This window comes from Actinosynnema sp. NPDC049800 (assembly GCF_040656635.1).
GTDB lineage: Bacteria > Actinomycetota > Actinomycetes > Mycobacteriales > Pseudonocardiaceae > Actinosynnema.
Window position 1 is genome coordinate 1 of sequence record NZ_JBFAMT010000108.1, and the last position, 13,136, is coordinate 13,136.

7 protein-coding genes and 1 pseudogene are annotated in these 13,136 nt (G+C 71.0%); 7 read left to right on the forward strand and 1 reads right to left on the reverse strand.

Features of this window, described 5'->3' with window-relative positions; genetic code table 11:
• Positions 1–70 (reverse strand): annotated as a pseudogene (locus AB0I91_RS44160) (histidine phosphatase family protein); the annotation flags it as partial.
• Positions 71–382: 312 nt separating this feature from the next.
• On the opposite strand from AB0I91_RS44160, the gene AB0I91_RS44165 reads away from it, so the two are divergent.
• The 7 genes from AB0I91_RS44165 (at position 383) to AB0I91_RS44195 (ending at position 13,049) form a co-directional block, all read left to right on the forward strand.
• Positions 383–1,519 (forward strand): S1 family peptidase, encoded by a 1,137-nt coding sequence (locus tag AB0I91_RS44165; protein WP_499642237.1) that lies wholly within the window; start codon positions 383–385, stop codon positions 1,517–1,519.
• Between the two features lie 352 nt (positions 1,520–1,871).
• Entirely contained in the window at positions 1,872–4,787 is a 2,916-nt protein-coding gene (locus AB0I91_RS44170; protein ID WP_499642232.1) for a glycoside hydrolase family 3 protein, read from the forward strand.
• Entirely contained in the window at positions 4,787–6,064 is a 1,278-nt protein-coding gene (locus AB0I91_RS44175; RefSeq protein ID WP_499618475.1) for an ABC transporter substrate-binding protein, read from the forward strand. The genes AB0I91_RS44170 and AB0I91_RS44175 overlap by 1 nt, the downstream gene beginning before the upstream one ends.
• Complete coding sequence (locus tag AB0I91_RS44180) at positions 6,061–6,963, forward strand: carbohydrate ABC transporter permease (RefSeq protein ID WP_498784153.1); 903 nt, start codon at positions 6,061–6,063, stop codon at positions 6,961–6,963. The genes AB0I91_RS44175 and AB0I91_RS44180 overlap by 4 nt, the downstream gene beginning before the upstream one ends.
• A complete protein-coding gene (locus tag AB0I91_RS44185) occupies positions 6,960–7,772 on the forward strand; it encodes a carbohydrate ABC transporter permease (protein ID WP_498784151.1) in 813 nt (270 codons plus the stop codon). Before AB0I91_RS44180 ends, AB0I91_RS44185 begins: the two co-directional genes overlap by 4 nt.
• A 172-nt stretch (positions 7,773–7,944) precedes the next feature.
• Positions 7,945–10,242 (forward strand): alpha-xylosidase, encoded by a 2,298-nt coding sequence (gene yicI, locus AB0I91_RS44190; protein ID WP_498784149.1) that lies wholly within the window; start codon positions 7,945–7,947, stop codon positions 10,240–10,242.
• Complete coding sequence (locus tag AB0I91_RS44195) at positions 10,239–13,049, forward strand: beta-galactosidase (protein WP_499642234.1); 2,811 nt, start codon at positions 10,239–10,241, stop codon at positions 13,047–13,049. The genes yicI and AB0I91_RS44195 overlap by 4 nt, the downstream gene beginning before the upstream one ends.
• Positions 13,050–13,136: the final 87 nt, after the last annotated feature.

The following is a 13,136-nucleotide window of genomic DNA, read 5'->3' on the forward strand; positions in this document are numbered from 1 at the left end:
CCTGCATGCGGCCGGTCGCGTTGTAGTCGGTCTCACCGTGCCGCCACAGCACGAGCCGGTTCAGGGTCATGCCTCGGCGACCTCGTCGGCCGGCGACGACGTGACCGCGCCCGTCGACCGCGTGGTCCGCGGCGGTGCCGCCGCGCGATCGCACGCGGCTCGCGGCCGTTCGGGAGTCGTCCCTGACCGCCGCGGTCCGGCGCGCCACGCGCCCGCCGCGGTGCGAGGCCGGTCCGCCGCAGGGGATTGACGGCGGGCAGCGGGTGTTGCATGGTCTGAACGAGCAGGCCGTGAGAGCGCTCTCTCGCCGACTTGCCTCGGGTGCTCGGCCGACCTGCATCGGCCGGTGCGCCTCCCTGCGGACAAGGAGGACCGCGTGCGAATGACAACGTTGACGAAGATCGGTGTGGCCGCCGCGCTGGTGGTGAGCGGGCTGGTGGTCGCGCCGACCGCCCAGGCCGCGCCCGCGCCGGAACCGCTGTCGCCGGGACTGGTGTCCGCGATGCGGACCGCGTTCGGGCTGACCGAGCAGCAGGCCCGGACCAGGCTCGACCTGGAGGCGAAGGCCACCCGGCGGGCGCCCTCGGCGCGCACCGCGGCCGGGTCGTCCTTCGGCGGCAGCTGGTTCGACCAGGACAAGGGCGTGCTCGTGGTCGGCGTGACCGACCCGGCGGCGGCCGACCGGGTCCGGGCGACCGGCGCCGAGGCGCGGCTGGTCGGCCGGACCGCGGCCGAGCTGGACCGGGTCAAGGACGGCGTGGACGCGCTGTCGGCGTCCGGCGCGGTGCCGGCGGCCGTGACCAGCTGGCACCCGGACCCGCGCAGCGGCGCGGTGGTGGTCGACGTCCAGCCCGGCGTGCAGACCGCGGAGGTCGAGCGGTTCCTGGCCGAGGCGCGCGAGCTCGGCCCCGTCCAGGTGAACACCGAGGGCGTCACCGCGCCCGTGCCGTTCGCGGCCGGGACCGTCGGCGGCGACCCGTACTACACCGGCAACGTCCGCTGCTCCATCGGCTTCTCGGTGCACGGCGGCTACGTCACGGCCGGCCACTGCGGCGGCACGGGCGCGCAGGTGTACGGCTGGGACCGGTCCTGGCAGGGCCAGTTCGCCGGCTCCTCGTTCCCCGGCAACGACTACGCGTGGGTCCGCACCGGCGGCGGCTGGTGGAACGTGCCCGTCGTGCTCGGCTGGGGCACGGTGCCCGACGCCTTGGTGCGCGGCTCGTGGGAGGCGCCGGTCGGCACGTCGGTCTGCCGTTCGGGCTCCACGACCCGCTGGCACTGCGGCGTGATCCAGTCCCGCAACGAGACCATCCACTACGCGCAGGGCGACGTGCACCAGATGGCGGGCACCAGCGTGTGCGCCGAGGGCGGCGACTCCGGCGGCTCGTTCATCACCGGTGACCAGGCGCAGGGCGTCACGTCCGGCGGCTACGGCAACTGCTCGTCCGGTGGCCGTACCTGGTTCCAGCCGATCAACGAGATCCTGTCCGTCTACGGCTTGCGGTTGCTCACCGCGTGATTCGCTGACCGACCGCGGACCCGTCCCTCCGGGGGCGGGTCCGCTGCCGTTCAACCCCGAACGGCGCGGTCACGCCGGCGAGAAGGGTTCCGGTGCGCGCGACTTCAGGCCTGCCCAGTCTTGTTAACGCTAACATTCGTAGACCCGCGAAATACCTTGGGAACGCGGCGGCGTCACAGTCCTAACCCGGATGACGTGCGCGTGTCAAGGTGCCCTTGTCAAGTGAATTAGCGTTAACAACGTTCACTCGCGCAGTCTGTTGCGTCCGTCACGGCCGGCCCTCTAGGGTCCCTGTCGAAGCGCTTCGATGGCGGGGAGCTCCGCGCTCCCCGAAGACGAAGGGGGACGACCGGTGTCGAGGGTCCGCCGCACGCTGTTGTTGCCGCTGGTCGCGTTGCTGCTCGCGGCGCCGCTGCCGGCGCACGCCCGGGAACTCCCGTTCCGGAACCCCGACCTGCCGCGCGCCGCCCGGATCGACGACCTGCTCGGCCGGTTGACGGTCGACGAGAAGGTCTCGCTGCTGCACCAGTACCAACCACCGATCCCCAGGCTCGGGATCGGCGGGTTCAAGACCGGCACGGAAGCGCTGCACGGCGTGGCGTGGCTCGGCGAGTCGACGGTGTTCCCGCAGGCCCTCGGCCTGGCGAACACCTGGAACCCCGAGCTGGTCGAGGAGGTCGGCGCGGTCACCGGGCGCGAGGCGCGCGGGTTCCACGCGATGAACCCCGCGTCGAACGGCCTCAACCTGTGGGCGCCGGTGGTGAACCTGTTGCGCGACCCGAGGTGGGGCCGCAACGAGGAGGGCTACTCGGAGGACCCGTACCTGACCGGCCGGATCTCCACCGCGTTCGGCCGGGGCGTCCAGGGCGACCACCCGGACTACCTGCAGGCCGCGCCCACCCTGAAGCACTACGTCGCCTACAACGTCGAGGACGACCGCATCGACGTCGACTCGATCGTCCCGCCGCGGATCCTGAAGGACTACGACGAGGCCGCGTTCAAGCCGGCGATCTCGGCCGACGCCGCCACCGGCGTGATGGCGTCGTACAACCTGGTCAACGGCCGCCCGACGCACGTCGGCCCGGAGCTGGACGAGACCGTGCGCTCCTGGACCGACGAGGACCTGATGATCGTCGGCGACGCGGGCGGCGCGTCGAACGTCGCCGGCTCGCAGCGGTACTACCCGAACGAGGTCGAGGGCAACGCGGCGGCCATCCGGGCGGGCCTGGACAACTTCACCGAGGACAACCAGAACTCCGCGCCGACCACGACGTCGATCAAGACCGCGATCGACCGGGGCCTGATCACGGTGGCCGACGTCGAGGACGCCGCCCGGCACGTGCTGTCGATCCGGTTCCGGCTCGGCGAGTTCGACCCGGCCGGGCGCAACCCGTACGCGAGCATCACGCCGGACGTCATCGACGCGCCCGAGCACCGCGAGCTCGCCCGCGAGGTGGCCGCCGAGCAGGTCGTGCTGCTGCGCAACGACAAGAACACCCTGCCGCTGTCCACCGCGGACACGAAGAAGGTCGCGGTCGTCGGTCAGCTCGCGGACACGCTGTACGAGGACTGGTACTCGGGCACGATGCCCTACCGGATCACGCCGGTGCAGGGCCTCTCCGAACGGGCCGACGTCACGTCGAGCGAAGGCGTCGACCGCATCCGGTTGAAGGACCTGGCGACCGGCAAGTACGTCACGGCGTCCACTGCGGACTCCGGCGCCGTGCTCACCGCCACCGAGGCGACGCCGACCGACGCGAGCGGCCTCGACGTGTTCGACTGGGGCGAGGGCACGGTCACGCTGCGGACCGCGGCGAACGGCAAGACGGTGTCGTTGGGTGATGGGCGCGGCCTGGTCAACAACGCGGCCCAGCCCCACGGCTGGTTCGTCCAGCAGCAGTTCCGGTTCGTGGCCCGGCCCGACGGTTCCTTCGTGCTGGAGTACACCGGCAACGACGTCACGCAGTCCTGGTTCGGGCGGAACAAGTACGTCCTCGTCGGCGCGGACGGCAGGCTGACCGTGGCCGCCGAGACGCCGGAGGCGGCGACGAAGTTCGGCCGCGAGGTGGTGCGCAGCGGCGTGGACAGCGCGGTGGCGGCGGCGAAGGGCGCCGACGCGGCCGTCGTCGTGGTCGGGAGCATGCCGTTCATCAACGGTCGCGAGGACGACGACCGCCAGACCACCGTGCTGCCGGCCGGCCAGCGCGCGGTGATCGACGCGGTGCGCCGGGCGAACCCGCGCACGATCGTCGTGCTGGAGAGCAGCTACCCGTACGCGGGCGACTGGGACACCGCCGACCTGCCCGCGGTCCTGTGGACCACGCACGCGGGCCAGGAGACCGGGCACGCGATCGCCGACGTCCTGTTCGGCGACCACAACCCCGGCGCCAGGCTGACCCAGACGTGGTACCGCTCGGACGCGGACCTGCCGGACAAGCTCCGGTACGACATCTCGAAGTCCGGGCACACCTACCAGTACTTCAAGGGCAAGCCGCTCTACCCCTTCGGGTACGGGCTGAGCTACACGTCGTTCCGGTACTCCCGGCTCGAGCTGGACCGGACCGTGGTGGACGCCTCGGGCGAGGTGAAGGTCCGCGTGGACGTCACGAACACGGGCCGCCGGGCCGGCGCCGAGGTGGTGCAGCTGTACTCCCACCAGAAGAAGTCGCGGGTCCAGCAGCCGATCAAGCAGTTGCGCGCGTTCGAGCGGGTGGAGCTGCGGCCCGGCGAGACGAAGACGGTCGAGCTGACCGTGCGCGCGGCGGACCTGGCGTTCTGGGACGTGACGCGGGAGAAGCCGGTGGTCGAGAGCGCGCCGCACGAGCTGGCGGTCGGTCCGCTGACCCGCACGATCAGCGTGCGCGGCGAGACGATCCCGCCTCGCGACCTGCGCAAGACCACGCGGGCGCAGAACTTCGACGACTACTCGGGCGTGACCCTGGTGGACACCACCAAGGACCGCGGTACCGCCGTCGCCTCGACCGCGCCCGGCCAGTGGATCTCGTTCGAGGACGTCGACCTCGGCCGGTCGTCGCGGACGCTGACGGCCCGGGTGGCGAACCCGGACGCGCCGACGACGGTCGAGGTGCGCCTCGGCGGTCCCACCGGCAGGCTGGTGGGCACGCTCACCGTGCCGACCACGGCCGACAAGTACTCCTGGACCACGGTCTCGTCGCCGTTGCGCGGCGCGACGGGTCGGCAGGACGTGTGCCTGGTCTTCACGGGGAAGGCCCGGATCGACAACCTCACCGTGGAGGGATCATCCTGATGTCCAAGCGTCTTCTGGTGGCCGCGGTCGCGGCCGTGCTGGCCGTGGCCGGCTGCGGGGGTTCCGACGGGGCCTCCGACCCCAACACCCTCAAGCTGTGGCACTACGAGGGTCCGGACAGCGCCATGGGCGTGGCGTGGGCGGAGGCGATCAAGCAGTTCGAGGCCTCGCACCCGGGCGTGAAGGTGGAGTTCGAGGAGAAGGGCTTCGAGCAGATCCAGAAGACGGCCTCGATGGTGCTCAACTCCAAGGACGCGCCGGACATCCTGGAGTACAACAAGGGCAACGCGACCACCGGCCTGCTGTCCAAGCAGGGCCTGCTGACCGACCTGAGCGAAGAGGTCGCCAAGCGCGGGTGGGACAAGAAGCTCGGGCCCGGCATCGACACCACGGCGAAGTACGACGACCGCGGCGTGATGGGTTCCGGGAAGTGGTACGGCATCCCCAACTACGCCGAGTACGTGATGGTCTACTACAACAAGACCATGTTCGACCAGCAGGGGCTGGCCGCGCCGAAGACGCTGGACGAGCTGACCGCCGCGATGGCGAAGTTCGCCGCCGCCGGCGTCACGCCGCTCGCGCTCGGCGGCGCGGAGTACCCTGCGCACCAGGTGCTCTACCAGCTCGCGCTGACCAAGGCCGACCGCGAGTGGGTGGACCGGTTCCAGCGCTACACCGGTGACGTGAACTTCCACGACAACCCGTGGGTGTTCGGCGCGGAGACCTTCGCCAAGTGGCTGCGCGAGGGTTACATCTCCAAGGACTCCGCCGGCGTGAAGGCCGAGGACATGGGCCTGTCGTTCATGCAGGGCAAGCACCCGATCATGATCAGCGGCAGCTGGTGGTACGGCCGGGTGCAGGCGCAGGTCAAGGACTTCGAGTGGGCCTCGGTGCCGTGGCCGGGCATGACGGCCGGGTCGAGCGGCAACCTGTGGGTCGTGCCCCAGGGCTCGAAGAACAAGCAGCTCGCCTACGACTTCATCGAGATCACCATGTCGCCGGCGATCCAGGACAAGCTGCGTGACGCGGGCGGCATCGCGGTCGCGCCGAGCGGGACCCCCGCCACCGACCCGAAGACCCAGCGGCTCAACGAGGACTTCAAGGCGATCGCCGAGGACGACGGCCTCGCGTTCTACCCGGACTGGCCCGCGCCCGGCTTCTACGACGCCCAGGTGTCGTCGGTGCAGAAGCTCATCACCGGGGACCTCGGACCGCACGAGGTGCTGACCGAGATGGCGGACTACTACAAGGAGAACACGGCGAGCGTCGGCAAATGAGCCTGGTACCCACCTCGATCCGCGACCGCGGGTCGTACCTGCTCTTCCTCATCCCCGGTGGCCTGCTGCTGCTCGCGGTGATCCTGGTGCCGTTCGGGATGAACATCGGCATCAGCTTCACCGAGTGGTCCGGCGCGGGCACGCCCGAGTGGATCGGGCTGGACAACTACACCCGGCTGATGTCGGACGGCACGTTCTGGGCGTCGTTCCGGCACAACGTCGGCCTGGTGGTGGCGATGGCGATCCTGCCGACCCTGGCGGGACTCGTCATCGCCGCCGCCCTGTTCGACTTCATCGGCAAGCACTTCGGGTCCAAGCACGCGAGCATCCTGCGGGCGTGCGTCTACCTGCCGCAGGTGCTGCCGATCGCGGTGGCCGGGATCGTGTGGAGCTGGATCCTGGCGCCGCGGGACGGCGCGCTGAACGAGGTGCTGCGCGCCGTCGGGCTGGACTCGCTGGCGCAGAACTGGCTCGGCGACCCCGATCTCGCGCTGTGGTCGGTGATGGCCGTGATGCTGTGGATCCAGGTCGGCTACCCGGTGGTCATCTTCATGGCCGGGATGCAGCGGGTCGACCCGTCGCTGCACGAGGCCGCGGAGCTGGACGGCGCGTCGTGGTGGGGCCGGTTCTTCCACGTCACCGTGCCGCAGATCCGCCCCGAGATCTTCGTCGTGCTCCTGACCTGCACGATCGCCGCGCTCAAGGTGTTCGCGCCGATCTACGTGCTGACCAGGGGCGGGCCGGGCGGCTCGACCAACGTGCCGTCGTACTACTCGTTCCAGAACTTCTTCGAGAAGACCCAGGTCGGCTACGGCGCGGCCATCGCCACGGTGCTGACCGTGCTGATCCTGATCCTCACGACCGTGTTCCTGCGCGTGCAGAACCGGGGTGAGCGATGAGGCGGCACGCGGTGCTCTGGTCGTTGGTCCTGCTGGCCGCGGTGATGCTGGCGCCGTTCGTCCTCGTCGCGCTCAACGCGGTGAAGACGCCGGCCGAGTACTCCACCGGTGGTCCGCTCGACCTGCCCAGCGGGGTGTCGCTGGACGGCATCGTCGCCTTCTGGGAACGGGTCGACTTCGGCGAGAAGCTGCTCAACAGCGTGGTGATCAGCGGGTCGGTCGCCGTGCTCGCGGTCGTCGTGTCGGTGTTCAACGCCTACGCGCTGGGCATCGGCCGGGTGAAGGGCCGGTTGTGGATCCTGGTGGTGTTCCTCATCGCGAACACCCTCCCGCAGGAGGCGCTGGCCTACCCGCTGTACTTCCTGGCCAACGCGACCGGCCTGTACGACACCAAGCTCGCCGTGATCATCATCTTCACGGTGATCCAGGCCGCGTTCGGCACCTACCTGCTCACCTCCACGCTCGGCGGCTTCCCGCGCGAGCTGCTGGAGGCCGCCCGCATCGACGGCGCGAACAAGTGGCAGACGCTGGTGCGGATCGTGGTGCCGATCAGCCGACCCACGCTGGGCGTGCTGTTCGTGTTCTTCTTCATCTGGACCTGGAACGAGTTCTTCCTCCCGCTGGTGCTGCTGATCTCCAACGAGAACCAGACCGTGCCGGTCGCGCTGGGCGTGCTCCAGGGCCAGCGGATGATGGACGCCACCATGACCAGCGCGTCGGCGCTGCTCGGCGTCATCCCGGCCATCGTCTTCTTCCTGATCTTCCAACGCGCGTTGACCCGCGGCATCACGGCGGGAGCGGTCAAGTGAGGCGGTCGGCGTCGAACGGCCGCCGCGCCCCGGGACGGGCGCACCCGCCGTTACCCGTGGAGCCGGTTCTCGCGGTTCCACCGGCGCCCCGCCGGATCATGCGGCGGCGCACCCTCGTCGACCATCAGTTCATGGCCGCCCACGGCCAGGCTTTTCGCCGATTGGAGTTCGGGTGAAGTTCAGCGACGGGTACTGGCTGCTTCGGCCAGGGGTCGAGGCCGCCCATCCGGTGGAGATGCGCGACGTCGCCACGGGGAACGGAGAGGTCGTCGTGCACGCGACGACCCGCCCGATCCGGCACCGCGGCGACATGCTCAAGGGCCCCGTGGTCACGTTGGGGCTCACCTCGCCGATGGCCGACGTGATCGGCGTGCGGATCACGCACTTCTCGGGTGAGGAGCCCAAGGGCCCGGCGTTCTCGCCGGCGTCCGACGGCGCGCACGAGGCCAAGGTGGTGGAGGACGACGCCGGTGTGGTGATGACCGCCGGCGCGCTGTCGGTGCGGGTGCGCCGGGGCGAGGAGTGGCGGGTCGACTTCACCGCCGAAGGCCGTCCGCTGACCAGCAGCGGCGCCAAGGGCATCGGCTTCATGACGGTGGACGGCACGCACCACGTCCGCGAGCAGCTGGTCATGGGTGTCGGCGACACCGTCTACGGGCTGGGCGAGCGGTTCGGGCCGCTGGTCAAGAACGGCCAGACCGTCGACATCTGGAACGCCGACGGCGGCACGAGCAGCGAGCAGGCGTACAAGAACGTCCCGTTCTACCTCACGAACGCGGGCTACGGGATCTTCGTCAACCACCCCGGGCACGTGTCGTTCGAGGTCGGCTCGGAGGCGGTGTCGAAGGTCCAGTTCAGCGTCGAGGGCCAGTCGCTGGAGTACTTCCTGATCTACGGTCCGACGCCGCGCGAGATCCTGCGCAAGTACACCGCGCTCACCGGGCGGCCCGCGCTGCCGCCCGCGTGGTCGTTCGGCCTGTGGCTGTCCACGTCGTTCACCACGGACTACGACGAGGAGACGGTGTCGGGCTTCATCGACGGGATGCTGCAGCGCGACCTGCCGATGAGCGTGTTCCACTTCGACTGCTTCTGGATGCGCGAGTTCCACTGGTGCGACTTCGAGTGGGACCCGCGCACGTTCCCCGACCCGGTCGGCATGCTCGAACGCCTGCGCGCGAGGGGCCTGCGGATCTCGGTGTGGATCAACCCCTACATCGCGCAGCGGTCGCCGCTGTTCGCCGAGGGCAAGGCGAACGGCTACCTGCTGCGCAGGCCGAACGGCGACGTCTGGCAATGGGACCTGTGGCAGCCAGGCATGGCGCTGGTCGACTTCACCAACCCGGCCGCCCGCGCCTGGTACTCGGCCAAGCTGGACGCCCTGCTGGCCCAGGGGGTCGACTGCTTCAAGACCGACTTCGGCGAGCGCGTGCCGACCGACGTCGTCTACCACGACGGCTCCGACCCGGAGCGGATGCACAACTACTACACCCACCTGTACAACCAGACGGTGTTCGACGTGCTGCGCAAGCGGCGCGGCGAGGGCGAGGCGGTGGTGTTCGCCCGGTCCGCCACGGCCGGCTCGCAGCAGTTCCCGGTGCACTGGGGCGGCGACTGCGAGGCCACGTACGAGTCGATGGCGGAGAGCCTGCGCGGCGGGCTGTCGCTCGGCCTGTCCGGTTTCGGCTACTGGAGCCACGACATCGGCGGGTTCGAGGGCACGCCGTCGGCGGCGTTGTTCAAGCGGTGGATCGCGTTCGGCCTGCTGTCCTCGCACAGCCGGTTGCACGGCAGCGCGTCCTACCGCGTGCCGTGGCTGTTCGACGAGGAGTCCGTGGACGTGCTGCGGCACTTCACGAAGCTGAAGCTGCGGCTGATGCCGTACCTGCACGGCGCGGCGCGGCAGGCCAGCGCCGAAGGCGTGCCGGTGATGCGGGCGATGGTGGTGGAGTTCCCGGACGACCCGGGCTGCACCCACCTCGAACGGCAGTACATGCTCGGCGACGACCTGCTGGTCGCGCCGGTGTTCTCGGACGAGGGCGACGTGTCGTACTACGTCCCCGAGGGCACCTGGACCCACCTGTCGACCGGTGAGACCGTGCAGGGCCCGCGCTGGGTGCGCGACCGCTGCGACTTCCTCACCGCGCCGGTGCTCGTGCGCCCGAACACGATCCTGCCGGTCGGCGCGGTCGACGACCGGCCGGACTACGACTACGCCGAGGGCGTCACGCTGCGGGTCTACCAGCTGTCCGACGGCGATCACGTGACCGCGGTCGGGGACACGACGTTCCGCACGCGCCGCCAGGGCGACGAGATCCGGGTCGAGGCCGAGGGCGCGCCGTCGAGCTGGCGGCTGCTGCTGGTCGGCGCCGACGGGGTCGACGCCGTCGACGGCGGTGCGGTCGGCTCGCACCCGGACGGGGTGCTCGTCGGCGCCGAGGGCGCCGTCCTGACCCTGCGGGGTATCCGATGAGGCTGTTAGCCGTGGCGCTGGTGTTATTGGGCTCGCTGGCCGCGACCACCCCGGTGGTCGCGGCCCCGGCCTCCGCCGAGGAGCGGCACGTGGTCTCCTACGACCGGTACTCGCTCACCGTGGACGGCGAGCGGGTCATGCTGTGGTCGGGCGAGTTCCACTACTTCCGGCTGCCCAGCCCCGAGTTGTGGCGCGACGTGCTGGAGAAGATCCGGGCGGCCGGGTTCACCGGCGTGTCGCTGTACTTCCACTGGGGCTACCACTCGCCCTCGCCGGGCGTGTACGACTTCACCGGCGTGCGCGACGTGGACCGGTTGCTGCGGATGGCCGACGAGCTCGGCCTGTACGTGGTGGCCCGGCCGGGGCCGTACATCAACGCCGAGACCAGCGGCGGCGGCTTCCCGGCGTGGCTCAAGGCGGTGGAGGGGCGGGCCCGGTCGAGCGACCCCGGCTACCGGGCCGCGTACACCGAGTGGCTCGGCCGCCTCAACCCGATCATCGCCCGGCACCAGGTGTCGCGCGGCGGCTCGGTGATCGCCTACAACGTGGAGAACGAGTACGCGGTCAACGTCGACCCGGCCTACATGGAGGACCTCCAGCGGCAGGCCCGCGCCGCCGGCATCGACGTGCCGATCGTGCACAACAACTGCTGCGGCGGGAACCTGGCGAACTGGTCGTCCGGCCAGGGCGCGGTGCAGATCCCCGGCGTCGACGACTACCCGCAGTCGTTCGAGTGCCACAACCCCGACGCCTGGGGCCCGTGGGGCGACGGCGTCACGCGCAGGCTGCGCGACGACGCGCCGGTGTACGCCGCCGAGTACCAGGCGGGCGCGATCGACCTGAACGACGCCGGGTACGACAAGTGCCGCGAGCTGACCGGCCCGAGCTACATGAAGGTGTTCTACAAGAACAACGCCATCTCCAGCGGCGCCACCATGTACGGCTACTACATGACGTTCGGCGGCACGTCGTGGGGCTGGCTGCCTCAGCCGAACGACGTCTACACCTCCTACGACTACGGCTCGGCGATCACCGAGTCGCGGCAGCTCACCGCCAAGTACGACGAGTTCAAGCGGCAGGGCTACTTCATGACCACCGTCGCGCCGCTGACCGAGACCGACGAGGCCGCCGCCCCGGCGCCCGCCGACCCGGCCGTGCTCGCCCGGGCCCGCGCCAACCCCGACACCGGCACGCAGTTCGTGCTGGTGCGCCAGGCCGAGCTCGCCGGCGCCGCCGACGTGTCCACGACGCTGGACTGGTCCACCCCGGACGGCCGCTACCAGGTGCCGGTGCGGGTGAACGGCCGTGACGCCAAGATCCTCGTCGCCGGGTACGACCTCGGTGGCCAGCGGCTGGTGTGGTCGAGCTCCGAGATCCTGACCCACGTGGACGTCTCGGGCCGCGACGTCGCGGTGCTCTACGGCCGTGACGGCGAACAGGGCTCCACCGTCCTGCGCTACCGGTCCGCGCCCACGGTCAAGGTGCTCGACGGCCAGGTCCGCAGCTCCTACGCCGACGGCGACCTGCGGCTGGACTACACCCACACCGGACTGGCCCGCGTGCTGGTCACCGGCGGCGGGCGGCAGCCGATGCTGCTGATGCTCGGCACCGACGAGGCCGCCGCCCGGTTCTGGCGGCAGGACACCGCGGCCGGACCCGTGCTGGTCCGCGGCACGTCGCTGGTCCGCTCCGCCGAGATCCAGGGCGGCCGGCTGGCGCTGCGCGCGGACACCGACCGCGCGGGCGACGTCGAGGTGTTCGCACCGGTCCGCCACCTCTCCGTGGGCGGACGCCCGGTGCCCGTGCGCCGGACGTCGAGCGGTTCCCTGCTCGGCTCGCTGCCCGGCCCGGAGCAGGTGCGCCTGCCCGAGCTGACCGACTGGCGCTACCGCCCGGAGGCGCCCGGCCAGGGCGAGTCCGGCTGGACGACGGCGGACAAGACCACCACGGCGAGCCCGATCAAGCCCAAGACGCTGCCCGTGCTGTACGCCGACGAGTACGGCCACCACAACGGCCACGTCTGGTACCGCGGCCGGTTCACCGCCACCGGCGCCGAGAAGACCATCACCGTGAACGCCATCACCGGCAGGCGCGGCAGCTACCAGGTGTGGCTCGACGGGCGCTACCTCGGCTCGGCCGCGGGCGGCGTCCAGGCCGACTCCGAACCGGTGAACCCCGATCCCGGACGCGGCGAGTTCGCCGTGCCCGAAGGGCTGCTGGCCGCCGGGCGGCAGGCGACGTTGACCGTGCTCGTCGGGAACATGGGCCACAACGACGACTGGACCGCCGACGACGTCCGCCACAAGCAGCCGCGCGGCCTGTTCGGGGTGGTGGTCGAGGGCTCGACCGCGCCGATCTCCTGGCAGATCCGGGGTTCCCGCCCGGTGGACGGCGAGCGCGGTCCGATGAACACCGGCGGCCTGTACGGCGAGCGCGCCGGCTGGCACCTGCCCGGCTCCGGCGGCTGGCAGCGACCACCGGGCGAGCTGACGCCCGGCGTGTCCTGGTACCGCACCGACTTCGAGCTGGACCTGCCGCGCGGGCACGACGTCTCGCTCGGCCTGCGGTTCGAGGACACCACCGCGCGCGGCTACCGGGTGCTGATCTTCGTCAACGGCTGGAACATGGGCCAGTACCTCAACGACGTCGGCCCGCAACGGGAGTTCGTGCTCCCCGACGGCGTGCTGCGCGACCACAACACGCTCACCTTCGCCGTGATCGCGACCGAGGCGGCGCAGGGTGACCCCGGGAAGGTGAGCCTGGTGACCCTAGGGAACCACCGGACCGGTGCTGCCGCGGACCGCTAGCCGGGGCGGCAGCAGCCGGACCTCGGGTTCGGCGGGGCCGGGGGGGGGGGGGGGGCGCGCCGGCGCGCGCGCCCGCCCCCCCGCGGC